The following is a 19,333-nucleotide window of genomic DNA, read 5'->3' on the forward strand; positions in this document are numbered from 1 at the left end:
TCGCCATGCCTGATGAGAGTGGCAATGACTCCGCACAGCCTTGACCCCCGCGCCCCATGGGTGATCTCCACCCATGATCTGGGCCGGAGGCCCGGGTCGATGCGCCGAATGAGCCTCTCTCTCCCGGCACCGGCCGATATCGGCGTTGACATGATCGGTGTCCCCAAGGGCGCCGATGTCGAGCTGGACGTCCGGCTTGAGGCGGTCATGGAGGGTGTGCTCGTCACGGGCACCGCGCAGACCCCGCTGCGGGGGGAGTGCGCACGCTGCCTGGAACCTCTCACCTCGCACACCGAGGTGGGTTTCCAGGAGCTGTTCTTCTACTCGGCAGAGGATGCTGCCGAGGACGACTCGCTTCTGGCCGGTGAACTGCTCGACCTGGAACCCGCGTTCCGCGACGCGGTGGTGCTCACACTGCCGCTGAGCCCGGTCTGCAGTGAGGACTGCGCCGGGCTCTGCGTGGAATGCGGGATCAGGCTGGCGGACGCCGAACCTGGTCACAAGCACGAGGTGATCGACGCCCGCTGGGCCAAGCTGCAGGGTCTGGTTCCGGAACACAACAACGATCAGGAGAGCTGACGTGGCTGTCCCCAAGCGCAAGATGTCGCGGAGCAACACTCGCTCCCGCAGGTCGCAGTGGAAGGCCGCCGCGGTTTCGCTCGTGAGCTGCCCCCAGTGCCGCTCGCCGAAGCGTCCGCACGTGGCGTGCCCCTCCTGCGGCACCTACAACCGCCGTCAGGTGATCGAGCCCTCCGCCTGATCGCATTCTGACCGACGGACGTCGGCCGGGTCCCTTCGACGCCGGCCGGCGCCACCGTCCGCACTCCACTGCGATGGCGGTCGGCCCGCGGCCGTGGTGGACGCCGGGGTTCGCGGTAGCGCGTACCCATTCCCGGCGTCCACCACGTCTTCGGGCACTTCTCGTTCCCCCCTTCGCCATCGCGCATCCGACGAGAGACGTGCGAGGAGAAGACGTGGGTACGAGTGTTAAGCCGGTGGCCGTCGAGCTCGCCAGGGACGAGCTGGAACGGTTGCTTTCGGTGCGGCTGGACGTCGCGATCCTGGAGCGGGCGCTGACGCACCGCTCCTACGCCTATGAGAACGGCGGGCTGCCCACCAACGAGCGGCTGGAGTTCCTCGGTGACTCCGTGCTGGGCCTGGTGGTGACCGACACCCTCTACCGCAACCACCCCGACCTGCCCGAGGGGCAGCTGGCCAAGCTCAGGGCCGCGGTGGTCAACATGCGGGCGCTCGCCGATGTGGCACGTTCCCTGGGCCTGGGACGGTTCCTGCGGCTCGGCCGGGGCGAGGAGGGCACCGGGGGGCGCGACAAGTCCTCCATCCTCGCCGACACCCTTGAGGCGCTGATCGGCGCCGTCTACGTGGACAGGGGCCTGGACGAGGCGTTCCGGGTCGTCCACCTGCTCTTCGACCCCCTCATCGTCCGTTCGGCCTCGCTGGGGGCCGGGCTCGACTGGAAGACCTCGCTCCAGGAGCTCACCGCGTCCGAGTCGCTGGGCGTGCCCGAGTACCACGTGGACGAGAGCGGCCCCGACCACGCCAAGTCCTTCACCGCGGTCGTCCGGGTCGGCGGCGAGGAGTACGGCTCCGGCGCGGGCCGTTCGAAGAAGGAGGCCGAGCAGCAGGCCGCCGAGACGGCCTGGACCCGGATCCGCCAGGACCGGGAGAGCGCCGAGGCGGGCTGACCCCGTCCGAGTGAGAACCACTCCCCGAGCGAGAAACCGGCCGATCTGCCCGAGGAGGGTGCATGCCCGAGTTGCCGGAGGTCGAGGTCGTACGGCGCGGCCTGGAGCGCTGGGTGTCCGGGCGGGTCGTCGCCCACGCCGAGGTGCTGCACCCGCGGGCGGTCCGCCGCCATCTGTCCGGGGCCGAGGAGTTCGCCTCCCGGTTGAGGGGCCGCGTGATCGGCTCGGCCGAGCGCCGGGGCAAGTATCTCTGGCTGCCCCTGGACGGCTCCGACGCGATCCTGGCCCACCTGGGCATGAGCGGCCAACTGCTGGTGGTGGAGCCTGAGGCGGACCAGGAGAGGCATCTGCGGATCCGGATCGGTTTCACCGACGGCGGCCCTGACCTGCGCTTCGTCGACCAGCGGACCTTCGGGCACGTGCTGGTGACCTCGATGGCCCGCTCCGGGGGCAGGCCGGTGCCGGAGCCGATCACGCACATCGCGGCCGATCCGTTCGAGGCGCACTTCGACGAGGACCTGTTCGTCCACCGGCTGCGTGCCAGGCAGACCGAGGTCAAGCGGGCGCTGCTGGACCAGTCGCTGATCAGCGGGGTCGGCAACATCTACGCCGACGAGGCGCTCTGGCGGGCCCGGCTGCACGGCACCAGGCCCACCGGGTCGCTGGCCGGGCCGAAGGTCTCCGAGCTGCTGGCCGCGGCCCGCGAGGTGATGGCCGCCGCCCTGTCGGAGGGGGGCACGTCCTTCGACAGCCTCTACGTCAACGTCAACGGGGAGAGCGGTTACTTCGACCGTTCGCTGGCGGTTTACGGTCGGCGGGACGAGCCCTGCCGGCGGTGCGGCGCCCCGATCGTCAGGGAGTCGTTCATGAACCGCTCCTCCTACAGCTGTCCGCGGTGCCAGCCCCGTCCTCCAAGGGGTGGGGCATGACGGAGGTCCGGCTGACGGCCTGGGTCAGGGGCCGGGTGCAGGGAGTGGGTTTCCGCTGGTGGACGCGGGCGAGGGCACTGGAACTCGGGCTGACCGGCTGGGCCAGGAACACCGCGGACGGCCGGGTGGAGGTCGTGGCCGAGGGGGGCGGGGAGCCGTGCGCCCGGCTGCTCGAACTGCTCAGGGGCGGTGACACCCCGGGCCGGGTCGACGGGGTGGTGGAGCGCTGGAGCGAGGCCAAGGGAAAGGCCGCCGGTTTTGTGGAGCGCTGATCCCTTCCCTAACCCGCCCGAAATAAGGTATATTTTACTGTCGGGAGTGCCCACTGGTGCATCCACACGGGGCGTTCAGCTTGACCGTCCCTCTCACCGGTGCGACTCTTGATAAGAACCACGCGCACCCCTCCCGCGGCAAGAAGTGCGCGAACCAGTCTGGTCACTCAGCGTGGAGGACCCTTAACCATGGCGAAGGCTCTACTAGGCCACGTCGGCGGTCCTGACCCTCGTATGGTCTCGGAAATGCGCCGTCTCCAGCAGCGCGTCCGTGATCTTGAGGCAGAGCTTACCCGGCTCCAGGCCCAGAACGACGAACTCGCGGCCAACACCCGTGATGAGGCGTTCACCCGCCTGCAGGATCGTGAGCCGGTTCTCACTTAGAGACCGGGACGGAAAACACAATGTCCAGGGGCGCCTCTCCGGGGCGTCCCTTGCCGTGTCCGGCGTTCGCCGTATGCGGAATCATATGTGACGCGCGAGGAAGTCCAACTGCTCCGGGAGCACCCGGCGGCGGTAGGCCGTGTCCTGGCATCCCGGCGAGATCCCACCCTCGGCGGCGGCTCCCAGCGCCTTCAGCCCCTTCAGCATCGTCTCCGTCTGCGGGGCCCAGCTGTCACGCTCGCCACAGCCCAGCCAGACCGGGATGTCCACCAGCTCCCGCAGCGGCGCCCGCCCCGCGGTGACGGCCGGTGACGCCGCGGCGACGGCCGACACCCGGCCTGAGCCCAGCCTCGCGGCCAGCCTGAGGGCCGCCGCGCCCCCCGCCGACCAGCCGAGTAACCCGATCCGCCGGGTGTCCAGCCCGCAGGCCCGCAGGTAGGGCAGGAGCGTTCCGGTGATGTCCACCGACGGCCAGCCGTCGACCGAGGCCACCGCGAAACGCCCCCGGCTCGCGGCCAGATAGCGGTCGACCGCGTAGAGGTCGAACGGGGTACGCGCGTCCCCGGGCGCCCCGGGGAACATGACCACCACGGAGACCGTGCCCCGCGCGCGCGGCGGCAGCGCGATGATCACCCGGCGTCCGTCCACGGTGCTCTGCTGGCGCCGTCCCGGCGCCGTCTCCGGCGGCTCGGGGATCGAACCGCAGACGATGTGGGCGTACGCGTCCCGCACCCCGTCGGGCCCGGCCACCACGGCGGTGCCGCCGAGACCCAGGACGGCCAGCCCGCCACCCACCAGGAAGGCCCGCCGCCTCAAACGACCCTCCCCGCCGCGCGGGGATGCTGGAGCCTCGCCGTCACCGCGTTCCGCGTCCATGCAGGGCACCATAGGCGGTGTACCGGCGGGCGCGGGCGAAGAACGGTAGTCTTCCCAGGCGGGAATGGCCGGACGAGGCGGAAAGAGGCCGACGGCGGGGTTCCGCGCCGTGACGCGCGGGGATACGGCGGACGCGCGGGGATGGGAGTGCGATGTATCTCAAGACCCTCACCCTGCGCGGGTTCAAGTCCTTCGCCTCGGCCACCACCCTGCGTTTCGAGCCCGGCATCACCGCGGTCGTCGGCCCCAACGGCTCGGGCAAGTCCAACGTGGTCGACGCGCTGGCCTGGGTCATGGGCGAGCACAGCGCCAAGTCGCTGCGCGGCGGCAAGATGGAGGACGTCATCTTCGCCGGCACCGCCTCCCGGGCCCCGCTGGGCCGCGCCGAGGTCACCCTCACCATCGACAACACCGACGGCGCGCTCCCGATCGACTACACCGAGGTCACGATCAGCCGCCTGATGTTCCGGGCCGGCCAGAGCGAGTACGCCATCAACGGCGACACCTGCCGGCTGCTCGACATCCAGGAGCTGCTGTCGGACTCCGGCATCGGCCGGGAGATGCACGTCATCGTGGGGCAGGGCCAGCTCGACCAGGTGCTGCACGCCGGGCCCGAGGAGCGCAGGGCGTTCATCGAGGAGGCCGCCGGCGTCCTGAAGCACCGCAAGCGCAAGGAGAAGGCGCTCAGGAAGCTCGACGCCATGCAGGCCAACCTGACCCGCGTCCAGGACCTGACCACCGAGCTGCGCCGGCAGCTCAAGCCGCTGGGCCGCCAGGCCGAGATCGCCCGCCGGGCCGCCGTCATCCAGGCCGACCTCCGTGACGCCAGGCTCCGGCTGCTCGCCGACGACGTGCTCACCCTGCGCACCACCCTGGAACGGGAGACCGCCGACTCCGCGGCCGTGCTCGCCCGCCGTACGACGGTGGAGGCCGAACTGGAGCAGGGACAGGTGACCGAGGCGGAGCTGGAGGCGGCGGAGGCCGACGCCCAGCCTCGGCTGGCCGCCACGCAGGAGACCTACTTCCGGCTCTCCGCGCTCCGCGAGCGCCTCAGGGGCCTGGCGGGGCTGGCCGCGGAACGGCACCGCAACGCCACCGACACCGCCGTGGAGCGGCGCGGGCGCGACCCCGAGGACTACGAGCGGGAGGCCGGGGAGATCCGGGAGCAGGAGCGGGTCCTCGCCGAGTCGCTCGCCCGTGAGCAGGAGTCGCTCGCCAGGGCCGTGGCCCGGCGGACCGAGACCGAGGGCGCGCTCGCCGCCGAGGAGCGGCGACTGGCCGCCGAGGCCAGGGCCGCCGCCGACCGGCGTGAGGGGCTGGCCAGGCTCCGGGGCCGGGTCGAGGCCGTGCGCAGCCGGGCGGGGGCGGCCGCCGAGGAGATCGGACGGCTGACGCTCTCCCTGCGGGAGGCCGGGCAGCGGGCCGAGCGGGCCCGCGCCGAGCACGACGACCAGGAGCGGGCCGACCCGGCGACCGACCCCGCCCTCGCCGAGGAGCTGGAGATGGCCCTGGAGACCGTGGACCAGGCCGGGCAGTCCGTGGACCGGGCCAGGGCCGTGGTCGAGGAGGCCAAGGCGGCCGTCGCGGGCCCCCACGCCGCCCTCGCCGCGGCCAGGGCCGCCGTGGGCGCCGCCCGCAAGGCCGACCAGGAGGCGCAGCGCCAGGTCGCCGCGTTGGAGGCCAGGTTCGAGGCGCTCGAACTGGGCCTGGCCGGTGGCGCGGACGGCGCGGCGGCGCTGCTGGCCGCGGGCCTGGCCGGGGTGCTCGGCCCGGTGGCCACCGTGCTCACCGTCCGCCCCGGCGCCGAGGTGGCCGTCGCCGCCGTGCTCGGCGCGGCGGCCGAGGCCGTCGCGGTGGAGGACCTGCAGGCGGCCGCGGACGCCCTCGACTTCCTCAGGAGCGGTGGAGGCGGCCGGGCCGCCCTGGTCATCGCCGCCGACGGGGCGCGGACGCCGCCGGACCCGGTGCCGGTGGCCGGGGCCGAGTGGGCGGCCGGCCTGGTCACCGTCCCGGCGGGGCTCCGGGCCGCCGCCGCGCACCTGCTGGCGGATGTGCTGGTCGTGGACGACCTGGCCACCGCGAGAAAGGTCGTCGAGCAGTGGCCCGAGCTGCGGGCGGTCACCCGCTCCGGCGATCTGCTGGGGCGCTACGCCGCCGGGGGCGGCGCGGCGGACGGTGCCTCGGCGCTCCAGATGCGGGCCGCGCTGGACGAGGCGGTCGCCGGCCTGGCCGAGGCCGCCGAGGCCGCCGAGTCGGCCGCGGCGGTGATGGAGGAGGCCGCGGAGGCCGAGGCGGCGGCGGAGCTCGCGGTGGAGACCGCCCAGGCCGGGGTGGCCGAGGCGCAGACCGGGGTGCAGACCGCGCAGGGCGGGGTCAGCGCGGCTCAGGCGGCCCTGGACCGGGTCCGGGCCCGGCAGCGCGACGCCGACCAGCGCCTCGCCGCCGCCGCCAGGCGTCTCGCCCAGCTGGGCGCCGCGGCCGAGGCCGCCGGCGACGAGTGCGAGCGGCTGGCCGGGGCCGTGCGGGCGGCCGAGGAGGCGCGTGACCGTGACGCGGCCGGCCTCGCCGAGCTGGAGGAGCGGCTCGCCGCCGCGACGAGCGCCGGTGAGCTGGAGGCCGAGCCGACCACCGAGATCCGCGACGAGCTCGCGGAGATCTGCTCGGTGGCCAGGCAGGGGGAGATGGAGGTCCGCCTCGCCGTACGGACGGCCGAGGAGCGGGTCAGGGGCATCGAGGGCAGGGCCGATGAGCTGGTGCGCGCGGCCGGGCGGGAGCGTGAGGAGCGGTCCAGGGCCGCCGAGCGGCGCGAGCTGCGGCGCAGGCAGGCCCATGTGGCGCAGGCGGTCGTCCGGGGAGCCGAGACGACTCTGGCCCGGTTGGAGACCTCACTCGGTCTCGCGGCCGCCGAACGCGACGAGGCCGAGCGGGCGCGCGGCCAGATCGACGCCTCGCTCAAGTCGGTCCGGGTCCGGGTCAGGGAGCTGTCCGGGGAGCTGGACAAGTTGATCAACCGGGCGCACGGCAGTGAGGTGGCCCGCACCGAGCGGCGGATGCGCCTGGAGCAGCTGGAGGCGCGGGCGGTGGAGGAGTTCGGTGTGGAGACCGGCACCCTCATCGCCGAGTACGGCCCGGCGGAACCGGTCTCCACGGCCGACGGAGATCCCGTCCCCTATGTCAGGGAGGAGCAGCGGAAGCGGGCCAAGGCGGCGGAGCGGCAGATGGCTCAGCTCGGCAAGGTCAACCCGCTCGCGCTTGAGGAGTTCGCCGCGCTTGAGGAGCGGCACGCCTTCCTCACCTCGCAGCTGGAGGACCTCAAGAAGACCCGGCGTGACCTGCTGCTGGTCGTCAAGGAGGTGGACGACCGGGTCGAGCAGGTGTTCACCGCCGCCTACCAGGACGTGGCCCGCGAGTTTGAGACGATCTTCACGCGGGTGTTCCCCGGCGGTGAGGGCAGGCTGCTGCTCACCGACCCCGAGGACATGCTGACCACCGGCGTCGAGGTCGAGGCCCGTCCGCCGGGCAAGAAGGTCAAGCGGCTGTCGCTGCTCTCCGGCGGCGAGCGGTCGCTGACCGCCGTGGCCTTCCTGGTCTCCATCTTCAAGGCGAGGCCCTCGCCGTTCTACGTGATGGACGAGGTCGAGGCGGCGCTGGACGACACCAACACCCAGCGCCTGCTGACCCTCTTCGAGGAGCTGCGGCAGGCGTCACAGATCATCATCATCACCCACCAGAAACGCACGATGGAGATCGCCGACGCCCTGTACGGCGTGTCGATGCGGGGAGACGGTGTGACCCAGGTCATCAGTCAGCGGCTGAGGGAACACGACTCCGACTAAGGGACCCGGGGGGTCGGAGCATCCTGGGGCGTCTGGAAAACTGTGGTCTTGTGGAAGCCTATCTCGGCATAATCGCGATCGTTGTCCTCATCGCCCTGGTGGCGGCGGGCGGCATGTTCCTGCTGTTCAGGCCGGGCGGCAAGGCGGCTCCCCCGGTCGAGCCGCCCGAGGCGCCGCCGCTGTCCACCCAGGAGCGGACGCCCTCCGGGGTGGTCACCGAGGGCGATGACGCGGGGACCACCACGATCCCGCCGCCGGCCAGACCGGCCGAGCCCATGGTCGTCCCTCCGGCCCTGGAGGTCCCGCCGCCGTCGGCCGGCCGGATGACACGGCTCCGCGCCCGGCTGGCCCGCTCGCAGAGCACCCTGGGCAGGGGGCTGCTCGACCTGCTCTCCCGCGACCGCCTCGACGACGACACCTGGGACGAGATCGAGGAGACCCTGATCAGCGCGGACGTCGGTGTCGCGCCCACCCAGGCGATGGTCGAGGAGCTGCGGACCCGGGTGAAGGTGCTGGGCGGCCGGACGCCCGCCGAGGTGCGCGGCCTGCTCAAGGAGCAGCTGCTCACCCAGATCGGCGCGGACATCGACCGCACCCTGCACGTCAAACCGCACGGTGAGCGCCCGGCCGTGGTCCTGGTGGTCGGCGTCAACGGCACCGGCAAGACCACCACCACCGGCAAGCTGGCCAGGTCGCTGATCGGCGACGGGAACCGGGTGGTGCTCGGCGCCGCCGACACCTTCCGCGCCGCCGCCGCCGACCAGCTCCAGACCTGGGGTGACCGGGTCGGAGCCGAGGTCGTGCGCGGCCCGGAGGCCGGTGACCCCGCCTCGGTCGCCTTCGACGCCGTGGCCAGGGGCATCCAGAACAAGGTAGACGTGGTCATCGTGGACACCGCCGGCCGGCTGCACACCAAGACCGGCCTGATGGACGAGCTGGGCAAGGTCAAGCGGGTCATCGAGAAGAAGGCCACGGTGGACGAGGTCCTGCTCGTCCTCGACGCCACCACCGGTCAGAACGGCATGCGCCAGGCCCGGGTGTTCGCCGAGGTGGTGGACGTCACCGGCATCGCGCTGACCAAGCTCGACGGCACCGCCAAGGGCGGCATCATCATCTCCGTCCAGCGGGAGCTGGGTGTCCCGGTCAAGCTGGTCGGTCTCGGAGAGGGCCCCGACGACCTGGCCCCGTTCGACCCCGAGGTCTTCGTGGACACGCTCCTCGGCGACTGAGGCCGTCCCGATCGACGGGCGGCGCCGGAGGCCGGCGGGCACCGGCTCGGGCGGGCCGCCGACCGAGGACGGGATCCGTCCAAGGCGGCGGCCGGCGCCCCGGGGCGCGGGGACGGGATCAGGGCATGGCAGGGAAGGATCTCAGCTCCGCCAGGTGGGGGGCGATGTCCAGGCCGTGTTCCGCCAGCCAGGTGTCGTTGTCGTAGGTGCCGCGGTAGCGTTCGCCGCCGTCGCAGATCAGGGTGACGACGCTGCCCCGCTCGCCCGCCTCGCGCATCTCCCGCAGGATCTGTACGGCCGCCGCCACGTTGGTGCCGGTGGAGCCGCCGACGTCGAGGCCGGTGACCTCGCGGACCCAGCGCATGGCCGCGATGGACCGGGCGTCGGGAACCTGGATCATGCGGTCGATCACCGCGGGCATGAAGGACGGTTCCACCCGGGGGCGGCCGATCCCCTCGATGCCGGAGCCGGGGGCGGTGGCGCCCGTGTCGCCGGTGCACCAGGAGGGGTAGAAGGCGGAGTCGTCGGGGTCCACCACGGCCAGGCGGGTGGGGTGGCGCCGGTAGCGGATGTAACGGCCGATGGTGGAGGAGGTGCCGCCGGTCCCGGCCCCGACCACGATCCAGGCGGGCTCGGGGTGGGGCTCCATCTCCATCTGCTGGAAGATGCTCTCGGCGATGTTGTTGTTGCCGCGCCAGTCGGTGGCCCGCTCGGCGTAGGTGAACTGGTCCATGAAGTGGCCGCCGGTCTCGGCGGCCAGCCGGCGGGACTCCTGGTAGATCGTTCCAGGGTCGTCCACCAGGTGACACCTGCCCCCCTGGAACTCGATCAGGGCGATCTTCTCGGGGGACGTCGAGGCGGGCATCACCGCGATGAACGGCAGGCCGACCAGCCGGGCGAAGTAGGCCTCGCTCACCGCCGTCGAGCCGCTGGAGGCCTCGACGACCGTGGTGGAGGGGCCGATCCAGCCGTTCGCCAGGCCGTACAGGAAAAGGGAACGCGCCAGCCGGTGTTTGAGTGAACCCGTGGGGTGGACCGACTCGTCTTTCAGGTAGAGGTTTACCCCCCACTGCGCGGGAAGCGGGAAGACATGGAGATGGGTGTCGCAGCTTCGGTGGGCGTCGGCCTCGACTCGGCGGATGGCCTCGGCCACCCAGGAACGGGTATAAGGGTCATGCCTGTCCACGTATTCCATGCGGCCAAAGTTACCCCGAGCTGGTGTTATGTGATGATACACACACCTTCGCCCAAATTTGGAGGGAGATGTTACGATAATGAGACTTGTCCGGCTGTAGGGCGTGTCGCACCCGCCGCGGAACAGCCACCGGCCCAACCTCCTGACCAGGCAGAACCACCCTTACGGCCCGCTTACGAGGTGCCTGGGAACATGCAACATGCCGTCAGAAGGGGTGCGTCGTGCCCGTGCCGGATGGTAGCGGGGGGAACAGTACAAGGGGGAAGAAGACGTGATCACGATGACCGAAGAGCAGCGCCAGGACTGGTTCGAGCGTGATGTCGTGCCGGTGACCAACCAGCTCTACGCGTCCGCGATGCGTTTGACCCGCAACTCGGCCGACGCCGAGGACCTGGTGCAGGAGACGGTGGCCAAGGCCTACACCTCCTACCACCAGTTCCGCGAGGGCACCAACCTCAAGGCGTGGCTGCACCGCATCCTCACCAACAACTTCATCAACGACTACCGCAAGAAGCAGCGCTCGCCCAAGCTCTCGGCCACCGAGGAGATCGAGGACTGGCAGCTCGCCGCCGCCGAGTCCCACACCTCCTCCGGGCTCAAGTCCGCCGAGACCGAGGCGCTGGAGCAGCTGCCCGACAGCGCCGTGATGGATGCCCTGCGCTCGCTGCCGGAGGACTTCCGGGTGGCCGTCTACCTGGCCGACGTCGAGGGCTTCGCCTACAAGGAGATCGCCGAGCGGATGGGCACCCCCATCGGCACGGTCATGTCCCGGCTGCACCGGGGCCGCCGTCAGCTCCGGGCGATGCTGGAGGGGTACGCCCGCCAGGAGGGCGCGCTCCGGCTGCCCGAGCAGCGCCAGGCCGCCTGATCCGGTGACCGCCGCCTGATCCGGTGACCGCCGGCGCTCCTGACCAATAGTGGTGAACCGCTGTCCGGAAACAGTCCGGAGCCACACCATTACAGCATGTCGCTTTCGCTGTCCGCCGGTGTGCCGAACCCGCCGGCCCCCGTACCGCCCGTCCCGTCACGCCGAGGGGGTGGCGGATGAGTGAGTCTCTTGTGGCCATAGACAGGCTCCGTGCCGAGCTGGCGGGCCTCGGTGTCACCGGTGTCCACGAGGTCGGAGGCGATGGCACCCTGTCGGTGTGGATTGGGCTTGTTGTGCGCTTCCGTGATGGTTTCTACCGGTGGCAGGAAGGCCAGGTGAAACGACGCCATCTGGGTACGGATCCTGAGGGATGTGCCATTCGCGTGGCGCGTCGTTACGCGGAACTACAGACCAATGTCCCATCCTGGTGGGAGGACCTGGCCAGGATCTTGCGGGGGGATGTGGCCGAAGACTACCCATAGTCCCCGCCTGGTGTTCGGGGGGCAGGCATGCGGCTATGGAGCGTTCCCGCAGCTCTGCTGCTCCTGGTGGCCGGGGGCTGTGCCTCCCCGGTCGCCCTGACCGGCTCCGTGGTGGAGCCGATGGCGGCGCCCTCGCCGGCTCCGCCCGCCGTGCCGCCACCGGCCACGCCTTCGCCGTTCGATCCCGAGGAACTGGCCTCGAAACTGACCGGGATCCAGCCGCAGTGGCCCAAGAACAGCTTTCCGGCGGCACCCGCGGTACGCAAACTCGACTGCCGGCGGATCAGGTGCGTGGCGCTGACCTTCGACGACGGCCCGGGGCCGCACACCGCGAGGCTGCTCGACATCCTCGCGAGGCACCAGGCCAGGGCGACCTTCTTCGTGATCGGTCAGATGGTGGCGGAGGACCGGGGGGAGAACCTCCGCCGGATGGTGAGCGAGGGCCACGAGCTGGGTAACCACAGCTGGGACCATCCACCGCTCACCCAGCTGTCGGAGGCCAGGCTCAAATACCAGCTCCGCAGCACCCAGAAGATCGTCAAAAGGCTCTCCGGGGTCCGGATGACCCTGATGCGCCCGCCGTACGGCTCCACCGACGGCCGGGTCGCCGCCGAGACCCGCCGTGAGGGGCTCGCCCAGATTCTGTGGAACGTCGACACCCTGGACTGGCGCGACCGTGAATCCTCGATCGTCACACAGCGCGCGACCCAGGCCGGGCCGGGGTCCATCGTGCTCATGCACGACATCCACGGCACCACGGTCGACGCCGTCCCCGCGATCCTGGACCAGTTCGCCCGGCGGGGCTACGCGTTCGTCACGCTCTCCGAACTGTACGGCAGAGCCCGCCTGACCCCCGGCAGGCGGTACACCAGCTACGCCGACCGATGACACGTCCGCGGCCGGGCCCCGGTGACGGGGACGGCGCCGAGCGGGCGTGTTGATCCCGGCCCCTTGTTCAGGAGGCGGTATCTCCCCGGTCCGGGGTTGTCCAGGGCCGGGTATGCGTTTGACCGGCTGTCCGCCGCCGCGGGGGATTGGGCGGCCTGAGCCTGGGGCAGGGCCTTGACAGGTCGCTTGATTTTCGGATACCCCGTAAGTGTGGATTCGGCTCGTCACTGATCCGGATGCCCTCGGTTGGAGAGCCGGGAACGGAAGATCCCCGCCTTCGGCCGGACGGGGAGGAGGTGCCTATGGCAACCTACGAATACGTTTGTCTGGACTGTGGGCGGTTCGATGTCCGCCTTCCGATAGGAACGGCCCCACTGTCGCGTGACTGCTCCGCCTGTGAGCGCGAGGCCCGTCGCGTCTTCTCCCCACCGAACTTCTCCCGGGTGCACCCGGCCCTGTCCGCGGCGCTTGGTCGCGAGGAGCGGAGCCGGGACGCGCCCACGGTCGTCTCCGGCATACCCGGCCGGCGGCCCCGGCCACCGCGTCCGGCGTCGGCACGTCTGCCGCGGCCCTGAGCGTACGAGCGCGTACGGGGACCACGCGACCCACCTGAATTCCCCATCACGGACACTAGGGGGTGTGTCACCGATGGGAGACGTCGGACTGCTTTATGTCGGTGCGGTGCTTTTCATCAACGGGTTGATGCTTCTGGGAAAGGTCGACGCGCGGGCGGCGGCCATCTTCAACCTCTTCGTCGGGGCGCTACAGGTGATCACGCCCATCGTGCTGATCATCACCTCCGGCGGCAGGCCGGATGTGGTCCTGGGGGCGTCGGGAATCCTCCTCTTCGGCTTCACCTACCTCTACGTGGGGATCGGCCTGCTCGGCGGGTTCGACACCACGGGGGTCGGCTACTTCTCGCTGTTCGTGGCCATCATGGCGCTCGGCTACTCGTTCGCCAACTTCCGGCTGCTCGACAACAAGCCCTTCGGTGTCATCTGGCTCTACTGGTCGTTCCTGTGGTTGCTGTTCTTCCTGCTGCTGGGGTTGAAGCGTGGACACCTGACGGCCTACACCGGCTGGGTGACGGCGATCGAGGGATGGGTCACCGCGGCGATCCCGTCCTTCCTCGTCCTCACCGGCTACTGGCAACGCTGGAACCAGACCGTCCTCGCGGTGATTCTCGCCGTGTTCGGCGTGGTGGTGTTCGGCCTGCTCTGGCCGCTGACGAGGAAGGGGGGAACGACCCCGGCCCGGACGGATCCGGCGGGCGGGGAGACGACCGCCGCCCGTTAGGCGGCAGAACGGGGAGAGGGGGTGATGCGCTCTTCGGAAGACCCGACCACCGTGAGAGAACCTGAGAAGGAGTCGTCATGCCCAAAGTCGTGTTCAGCGTGGACCAGTCGAAGTCGATGCGCGACCAGGAGGTGCCAGGCCATAACCGCTGGCATCCGGACATACCACTAGCCACCATGGTGCGACCTGGAGATGAGTTCCGTGTCGAATGCCGGGAATGGACCGACGCTCAGATCCACAACAGCGACTCGGCCAACGACGTGCGGGACGTCGACCTGACCTTCGCGCACATGTTGAGCGGCCCCATCGGGGTGGAGGGGGCCGAACCGGGAGATCTCCTGGTGGTCGACATCCTCGACCTCGGCCCGATCCCGCAGCAGACCGGTGAGGTGCCCGGCCAGGGGTGGGGGTACACCGGCATCTTCGCCAAGCTGAACGGGGGCGGCTTCCTGACCGACTACTTCCCGGACGCCTACAAGGCGATCTGGGACTTCCATGGCATATATGCGACATCTCGCCACCTGCCCGGCGTCCGGTACGCCGGCATCACCCACCCCGGCCTGTTCGGCACGGCGCCGTCGGCGGAACTGCTCGCCAGCTGGAACCGGCGCGAGCAGGCGCTCATCGACACCGACCCCAACCGGGTCCCGCCGCTGGGCCTGCCGCCGCTGGCCGGCAACGCCCTCGCCGGAAAGGCGACCGGCGAACTGGCCGACCGCATCGCCCGCGAGGGTGCCCGGACCGTTCCCGCCCGGGAGAACGGCGGCAACCACGACATCAAGAACTTCACCCGGGGGGCGCGCGTCTTCTACCCCGTCCACGTGAAGGACGCCAAGCTCTCGGGAGGGGACCTGCACTTCAGCCAGGGCGACGGCGAGATCACCTTCTGCGGGGCGATCGAGATGGGCGGCTTCATCGACTTCCATGTGGACCTCATCAAGGGCGGCATGGAGAAGTACGGCGTCAGCACCAACCCGATCTTCATGCCCGGCAACGTCGAGCCGCGCTACTCGGAGTTCCTGTCGTTCATCGGCATCTCGGTCGACCACGACACGGACACGAACTACTACCTCGACGCCACGGTGGCCTACCGCCGGGCCTGCCTCAACGCCGTCGAATATCTCAAGAAGTGGGGCTACAGCGGCGAGCAGGCCTACCTGCTTCTCGGCTCGGCTCCCGTGGAGGGGAGGATCAGCGGCATCGTCGACATCCCCAACGCCTGCTGCTCGCTCTACCTGCCCACGGAGATGTTCGACTTCGACGTGCGCCCGAACGCGGACGGCCCCGTCAAGAAGAGCCGGGGGCAGTGCGCCGTGACGTCCTGACCGTCGCCCTCGACCGATGAGGAGCGCGGCGGGTCGCGACGGCCCGTGAGGGAGGGGCCCCGGCGTCGCCCGCCGGAGGCGCTCCCTCACCCGGCACGTGACACCTCCGGCGTTCGCCCGGCTATCCGGCGTGCCCGACGTCGAACTCGGCCGCCTTCACCCCGCTCAGGAAGGCCTCCCACTCGCCGGGGGTGAAGTAGAGCACCGGACCCGAGGGGTCCCTGCTGTCGCGGACGGCATGGGTGGCGTCCCGCTTGTGCTCCGGCCGATGGGAGGTGACGCCGAGCTCGGCGACCTCGACGCAGTCGCCTCCGTTGACGCCGCTGAAACTCGATTTCCGCCACGGGAGATTGATCAAGTCCATCTCTCCTCCGCCATTCCCTTGATGCGGCCGTCGACACGCCGGGCGGTAATGTCTCGGCGAGGACAGCCTCGAATAGCCGCACGGTTTCCGGAACCTCCGGCGGTTCACCGATGACGAGGCCGCGAACGCCGTTTCCGAACACGTTACCTCGTTTTCGCCGCCGGGGGCGGTGATGCCCCCGCTCCCCACCAGGCACGTACTTGTCAGCGGGTCGGTAAGGGGCCGTATTTCCGGGGAAAGTCGCGACGCCGGTAACCGATCACTTCCCGGGATGACCGGTGTTCTCGCGCGGTGACGGAGACGTGGCGAGAAACCGGCCATTCGAATTACGGCACGTCGTAAATCCGCGCACCCGATAATCACATTTCCCATGGGGAGGTGGAATTCGCTCCCAGCCGGCGGAGAGCCGCACCGGACGAGGGCTCAGACGAGCAGCGGCACGAGTATGGCGAAGACCGCCCACGCGAGCGCCAGGGCCAGATGTAGGCGGCCGGGCATGACCTGCATTGTGGATCCCCCCTTTCGGGGAGGATCCTGCCCGCGGACTCTTGGACGACGGTTGGAGCCGGCTGGCGGTGCCGCTCAGCCGCTGCGCTTGGCGCGGGCGGTGGCCCGGCCGCGCGCGGCGGCGTCCAGGACGACCTTGCGGATGCGCACGGTCTCCGGCGTGATCTCCACGCACTCGTCCTCGCGGATGAACTCCAGCGCCTGCTCCAGGGAGAGCTGTCGCGGCGGGATCAGCGTCTCCGTCGTGTCACTGGTGGAGGAGCGCATGTTGGTGAGCTTCTTCTCCTTGGTGATGTTCACATCCATGTCGTCGGCGCGGGAGTTCTCGCCGACGATCATGCCCTCGTAGACCTCGGTGGTCGGCTGGACGAACAGCACGCCGCGCTCCTGGAGGTTCAGCATCGCGAACGGGGTCACCGGGCCGGGGCGGTCGGCGACCAGCGAGCCGTTGCTGCGGGTGCGCAGCTCGCCGAACCACGGCTCGTACGCCTCGAAGACGTGATTCACGATGCCGGTGCCGCGGGTCTCGGTGAGGAACTCGGTCCTGAAGCCGATCAGGCCCCGGGCAGGGACGACGAACTCCATCCGGATCCAGCCGGTGCCGTGGTTGGTCATGTGCTCCATCCGGCCCTTGCGGACGGCCAGAAGCTGGGTGATCGCCCCGAGGTACTCCTCGGGGCAGTCGACGGTCAGGCGCTCGACCGGCTCGTGCACCTTGCCGTCGATGATCTTGGTCACCACCTGAGGCTTGCCGACGGTCAGCTCGTAGCCCTCACGGCGCATCTGCTCGACCAGGATGGCCAGCGCCAGCTCGCCCCGGCCCTGCACCTCCCAGGCGTCGGGCCGCTCGGTCGGCAGCACGCGCAGCGACACGTTGCCGATGAGCTCCTTCTCCAGCCGGTCCTTGACCATGCGGGCGGTGACCTTGGAGCCCTTGACCCTGCCGACCAGCGGCGAGGTGTTGGTGCCGATGGTCATCGAGATCGCGGGCTCGTCCACCGTGATCAGCGGCAGCGGGCGCGGGTCCTCGGGGTCGGCCAGGGTCTCACCGATCATGATGTCCGGGATGCCGGAGATCGCGATGATGTCGCCGGGGCCGGCCTCCTCGGCGGGCTTGCGCTCCAGCGCCTGGGTCATCAGCAGCTCGGTGATCTTCACCCGCTGGATGCTGCCGTCGGTGCGGCACCAGGCGACCTGCTGGCCCTTCTTGATGGTGCCCTGGTGGACGCGGCAGAGCGCGATCCGGCCCAGATAGGAAGAGGCGTCCAGGTTGGTGACGTGCGCCTGCAGCGGGGCGGTCGGGTCGTAGGTCGGGGCCGGGATCGTCTCGTTGATGACCTGGAACAGCGGCTCCAGGTCCTCGGAGTCCGGCATCGCGCCGTCGGCGGGACGGTTCAGCGAGGCGCGACCGGCCTTGGCCGAGGCGTAGACGATCGGGAAGTCGATCTGCTCCTCGGTGGCGTCCAGATCCATGAAGAGCTCGTAGACCTCGTCCACGACCTCCTTGATCCGGGCGTCGGGGCGGTCGACCTTGTTGATGCACAGGATCACCGGCATCTTGGCGGCGAACGCCTTGCGCAGGACGAACCGGGTCTGCGGCAGCGGCCCCTCGGAGGCGTCCACCAGCAGCACCACGCCGTCCACCATCGACAGGCCGCGCTCGACCTCGCCGCCGAAGTCGGCGTGGCCGGGGGTGTCGATGATGTTGAGGGTCATCTCGCCGTGCTTGACCGCGGTGTTCTTCGCGAGAATGGTGATGCCCTTCTCGCGTTCGAGGTCGTTGGAGTCCATGACACGGTCGTCCACATCCTGGTTTGCCCGGAAAGCTCCGGACTGCCAGAGCATGGCATCCACGAGAGTGGTCTTGCCGTGGTCGACGTGCGCGATGATCGCGATGTTCCGCAGGTCGTCGCGGCTGTTCAGAGGCATGATGGAGTCTCACTCTGTGATCGTGGAGGCTGGCCGCGGACCGTGCGGCCTCACCATTTTAGTTGATCCGCACAATCACTCTCACGTCTCCGACGTATGAACCCCGTCTGTTCGCGTTCCCAACCCCTTTTCACCCTGGGGTTCCTTCCCGATGTCCGCCATCCGGAAGGGGCGGAATTCGCCTCCGAATCCGGTTCCAGACCCACTCGGCCCCCGTCCCGGGAGCGCCGGCTCTCCCCCCCGGCGCACCCGGCCCCCGTCCCGGCGCCGGTGAAATCCCGCTCCCGGCGCACCCGGACGGGGCCGGGGACGCGCGGCTCCGCCGGGCGCCGGCCCGGTGCGCCCTAAGCTCGGGGCATGCCTTTCGCCCCGTCGTTCGCCGTCATGCTCAGGACCGAGGACAAGGTGCGGATCGAGGCCGCCCACACGCCGTCACGAGGACCGGACGGCCTGGGGATCGTGCTGGCGCACGGGTTCACCGGATCGCTCAGGGAGCGCCCCACCCGGCGGATCACCCACGTGCTCAGCGGGTTCGGCGGGGTGGTCTCGTTCGACTTCCGGGGACACGGCCGCTCCGGCGGCGAGTCGACCGTGGGCGACCTGGAGATCCTCGACCTGGACGCGGCGGTACGGCACGCGCGGGCGATCGGCTACCCCAGGGTCGCCGTCGTCGGGTTCTCGATGGGCGGGGCCGTGGCCGTACGGCACGCGGGGTGGCGCGGGACCGGTGACCAGGAGGGGCGCCACGGCCGGAACGGCGAGGAGGATCGGGAGGGCCGGGAGGACCGGGAGCGGGGAAACCGGGGGAGCGAGGGGAGCCGGGGCGGCGGTGTCGTGGACGCGGTGGTCGCGGTCAGCGCCCCCGCCCGCTGGTACTACCGGGGGACCCGGCCGATGCGGCGGGTTCACTGGGCGATCGAGCGGCCGCTGGGCCGCCTGTCCGCGCGGCTGGGCAAGAGGACGCGGATCGGGAAGGGGGTGTGGGACCCGATGCCGTCGGCGCCCCACGAGGCGGCCGCGAACATCGCCCCGGTCCCCCTGCTGGTCGTCCACGGCGACCTCGACGCCTTCTTCCCCCTCGACCACGCCTACCAGATCTACGACGCCGCCCGGGAGCCCAAGGAGCTCTGGGTCGAGCCGGGGTACGGTCACGCGGAGTCGGCGGCCACCCCCGGCCTGATCCGCCGGATCGGGGAGTGGATCAGTGTGAACTCCTGATCCTTCGAGGGTGTTTACTCCCTTTGGGA

The 19,333-nt window shown here is 70.5% G+C and carries 18 protein-coding genes; 14 read left to right on the forward strand and 4 right to left on the reverse strand.

Annotation, left to right across the window (positions count from 1 at the left end; all coding sequences use genetic code 11):
- Positions 1 to 150 precede the first annotated feature (150 nt).
- The 6 genes from ABZ194_RS04565 to ABZ194_RS04590 all read left to right on the forward strand — a co-directional run bounded on the left by ABZ194_RS04565 (position 151) and on the right by ABZ194_RS04590 (position 3,291).
- On the forward strand, positions 151 to 579 hold the full coding sequence (locus ABZ194_RS04565) for a YceD family protein (RefSeq protein ID WP_355592278.1): 429 nt from the start codon (positions 151 to 153) through the stop codon (positions 577 to 579).
- A 1-nt stretch (position 580) separates the two neighbouring features.
- A complete protein-coding gene (gene rpmF, locus ABZ194_RS04570) occupies positions 581 to 760 on the forward strand; it encodes a 50S ribosomal protein L32 (RefSeq protein WP_179824792.1) in 180 nt (59 codons plus the stop codon).
- 262 nt (positions 761 to 1,022) lie between these two features.
- Positions 1,023 to 1,706 carry a ribonuclease III gene (rnc, locus tag ABZ194_RS04575; protein ID WP_355592643.1) on the forward strand — a complete coding sequence of 228 codons (684 nt, stop codon included), beginning with the start codon at positions 1,023 to 1,025 and terminating at the stop codon, positions 1,704 to 1,706.
- A 62-nt stretch (positions 1,707 to 1,768) separates the two neighbouring features.
- Positions 1,769 to 2,635 carry a bifunctional DNA-formamidopyrimidine glycosylase/DNA-(apurinic or apyrimidinic site) lyase gene (gene mutM, locus ABZ194_RS04580; RefSeq protein ID WP_355592281.1) on the forward strand — a complete coding sequence of 289 codons (867 nt, stop codon included), beginning with the start codon at positions 1,769 to 1,771 and terminating at the stop codon, positions 2,633 to 2,635.
- Positions 2,632 to 2,907 carry an acylphosphatase gene (locus ABZ194_RS04585; protein WP_355592283.1) on the forward strand — a complete coding sequence of 92 codons (276 nt, stop codon included), beginning with the start codon at positions 2,632 to 2,634 and terminating at the stop codon, positions 2,905 to 2,907. Before mutM ends, ABZ194_RS04585 begins: the two co-directional genes overlap by 4 nt.
- 189 nt (positions 2,908 to 3,096) lie before the next feature.
- On the forward strand, positions 3,097 to 3,291 hold the full coding sequence (locus ABZ194_RS04590; protein WP_355592285.1) for a hypothetical protein: 195 nt from the start codon (positions 3,097 to 3,099) through the stop codon (positions 3,289 to 3,291).
- 81 nt (positions 3,292 to 3,372) lie between these two features.
- On the opposite strand, the gene ABZ194_RS04595 is transcribed toward ABZ194_RS04590, so the two are convergent.
- Positions 3,373 to 4,167, reverse strand: coding sequence for a hypothetical protein (locus ABZ194_RS04595; protein ID WP_355592287.1), 795 nt, complete (start codon positions 4,165 to 4,167; stop codon positions 3,373 to 3,375).
- Positions 4,168 to 4,319: 152 nt separating this feature from the next.
- On the opposite strand from ABZ194_RS04595, the gene smc reads away from it, so the two are divergent.
- Together smc and ftsY are read left to right on the forward strand one after the other, a co-directional pair.
- A complete protein-coding gene (smc, locus tag ABZ194_RS04600; protein ID WP_355592289.1) occupies positions 4,320 to 8,003 on the forward strand; it encodes a chromosome segregation protein SMC in 3,684 nt (1,227 codons plus the stop codon).
- A gap of 50 nt (positions 8,004 to 8,053) precedes the next feature.
- Positions 8,054 to 9,232 (forward strand): signal recognition particle-docking protein FtsY, encoded by a 1,179-nt coding sequence (ftsY, locus tag ABZ194_RS04605; RefSeq protein ID WP_355592291.1) that lies wholly within the window; start codon positions 8,054 to 8,056, stop codon positions 9,230 to 9,232.
- Positions 9,233 to 9,350: 118 nt separating this feature from the next.
- Here ftsY and ABZ194_RS04610 read toward each other — a convergent pair whose 3' ends face one another.
- On the reverse strand, positions 9,351 to 10,427 hold the full coding sequence (locus ABZ194_RS04610) for a PLP-dependent cysteine synthase family protein (RefSeq protein WP_355592292.1): 1,077 nt from the start codon (positions 10,425 to 10,427) through the stop codon (positions 9,351 to 9,353).
- 280 nt (positions 10,428 to 10,707) lie between these two features.
- On the opposite strand from ABZ194_RS04610, the gene ABZ194_RS04615 reads away from it, so the two are divergent.
- From ABZ194_RS04615 to fmdA, 5 genes are all read left to right on the forward strand, one after another.
- On the forward strand, positions 10,708 to 11,295 hold the full coding sequence (locus tag ABZ194_RS04615) for a sigma-70 family RNA polymerase sigma factor (protein WP_355592645.1): 588 nt from the start codon (positions 10,708 to 10,710) through the stop codon (positions 11,293 to 11,295).
- 509 nt (positions 11,296 to 11,804) lie between these two features.
- Positions 11,805 to 12,665: a polysaccharide deacetylase family protein gene (locus ABZ194_RS04620; protein ID WP_355592294.1), complete on the forward strand. Its 861-nt coding sequence runs from the start codon at positions 11,805 to 11,807 to the stop codon at positions 12,663 to 12,665.
- Between the two features lie 302 nt (positions 12,666 to 12,967).
- Positions 12,968 to 13,240: an FmdB family zinc ribbon protein gene (locus ABZ194_RS04625; protein WP_355592296.1), complete on the forward strand. Its 273-nt coding sequence runs from the start codon at positions 12,968 to 12,970 to the stop codon at positions 13,238 to 13,240.
- 73 nt (positions 13,241 to 13,313) lie between these two features.
- Positions 13,314 to 13,961, forward strand: a complete 648-nt coding sequence (locus ABZ194_RS04630) for an AmiS/UreI family transporter (RefSeq protein WP_355592647.1) — start codon at positions 13,314 to 13,316, stop codon at positions 13,959 to 13,961.
- A 77-nt stretch (positions 13,962 to 14,038) separates the two neighbouring features.
- A complete protein-coding gene (fmdA, locus tag ABZ194_RS04635; RefSeq protein WP_355592298.1) occupies positions 14,039 to 15,286 on the forward strand; it encodes a formamidase in 1,248 nt (415 codons plus the stop codon).
- A 121-nt stretch (positions 15,287 to 15,407) separates the two neighbouring features.
- Here fmdA and ABZ194_RS04640 read toward each other — a convergent pair whose 3' ends face one another.
- Both ABZ194_RS04640 and typA read right to left on the reverse strand, forming a co-directional pair.
- Positions 15,408 to 15,650: a DUF397 domain-containing protein gene (locus tag ABZ194_RS04640; protein WP_355592300.1), complete on the reverse strand. Its 243-nt coding sequence runs from the start codon at positions 15,648 to 15,650 to the stop codon at positions 15,408 to 15,410.
- Between the two features lie 582 nt (positions 15,651 to 16,232).
- Positions 16,233 to 18,086 carry a translational GTPase TypA gene (gene typA / locus ABZ194_RS04645; RefSeq protein WP_355592302.1) on the reverse strand — a complete coding sequence of 618 codons (1,854 nt, stop codon included), beginning with the start codon at positions 18,084 to 18,086 and terminating at the stop codon, positions 16,233 to 16,235.
- Between the two features lie 357 nt (positions 18,087 to 18,443).
- Between typA and ABZ194_RS04650 the strand changes: the two genes are divergently transcribed.
- Positions 18,444 to 19,304 carry an alpha/beta hydrolase gene (locus ABZ194_RS04650; RefSeq protein WP_355592304.1) on the forward strand — a complete coding sequence of 287 codons (861 nt, stop codon included), beginning with the start codon at positions 18,444 to 18,446 and terminating at the stop codon, positions 19,302 to 19,304.
- The last annotated feature ends 29 nt before the right edge of the window (positions 19,305 to 19,333 follow it).

It is taken from the genome of Streptosporangium sp. NPDC006007, assembly GCF_040614315.1.
In the GTDB taxonomy this organism is placed as follows: domain Bacteria; phylum Actinomycetota; class Actinomycetes; order Streptosporangiales; family Streptosporangiaceae; genus Streptosporangium.

Coding starts and splice junctions, on each gene's coding strand:
- ABZ194_RS04565 (WP_355592278.1), top strand. CDS start 151: ATGATCGGTGTCCCCAAGGGCGCCGATGTCGAGCTGGACGTCCGGCTT.
- mutM (WP_355592281.1), top strand. CDS start 1,769: ATGCCCGAGTTGCCGGAGGTCGAGGTCGTACGGCGCGGCCTGGAGCGC.
- ABZ194_RS04585 (WP_355592283.1), top strand. CDS start 2,632: ATGACGGAGGTCCGGCTGACGGCCTGGGTCAGGGGCCGGGTGCAGGGA.
- ABZ194_RS04590 (WP_355592285.1), top strand. CDS start 3,097: ATGGCGAAGGCTCTACTAGGCCACGTCGGCGGTCCTGACCCTCGTATG.
- ABZ194_RS04595 (WP_355592287.1), bottom strand. CDS start 4,167: ATGGACGCGGAACGCGGTGACGGCGAGGCTCCAGCATCCCCGCGCGGC.
- smc (WP_355592289.1), top strand. CDS start 4,320: ATGTATCTCAAGACCCTCACCCTGCGCGGGTTCAAGTCCTTCGCCTCG.
- ABZ194_RS04610 (WP_355592292.1), bottom strand. CDS start 10,427: ATGGAATACGTGGACAGGCATGACCCTTATACCCGTTCCTGGGTGGCC.
- ABZ194_RS04615 (WP_355592645.1), top strand. CDS start 10,708: ATGACCGAAGAGCAGCGCCAGGACTGGTTCGAGCGTGATGTCGTGCCG.
- ABZ194_RS04620 (WP_355592294.1), top strand. CDS start 11,805: ATGCGGCTATGGAGCGTTCCCGCAGCTCTGCTGCTCCTGGTGGCCGGG.
- ABZ194_RS04625 (WP_355592296.1), top strand. CDS start 12,968: ATGGCAACCTACGAATACGTTTGTCTGGACTGTGGGCGGTTCGATGTC.
- ABZ194_RS04630 (WP_355592647.1), top strand. CDS start 13,314: ATGGGAGACGTCGGACTGCTTTATGTCGGTGCGGTGCTTTTCATCAAC.
- fmdA (WP_355592298.1), top strand. CDS start 14,039: ATGCCCAAAGTCGTGTTCAGCGTGGACCAGTCGAAGTCGATGCGCGAC.
- ABZ194_RS04640 (WP_355592300.1), bottom strand. CDS start 15,650: ATGGACTTGATCAATCTCCCGTGGCGGAAATCGAGTTTCAGCGGCGTC.
- typA (WP_355592302.1), bottom strand. CDS start 18,086: ATGCCTCTGAACAGCCGCGACGACCTGCGGAACATCGCGATCATCGCG.
- ABZ194_RS04650 (WP_355592304.1), top strand. CDS start 18,444: ATGCCTTTCGCCCCGTCGTTCGCCGTCATGCTCAGGACCGAGGACAAG.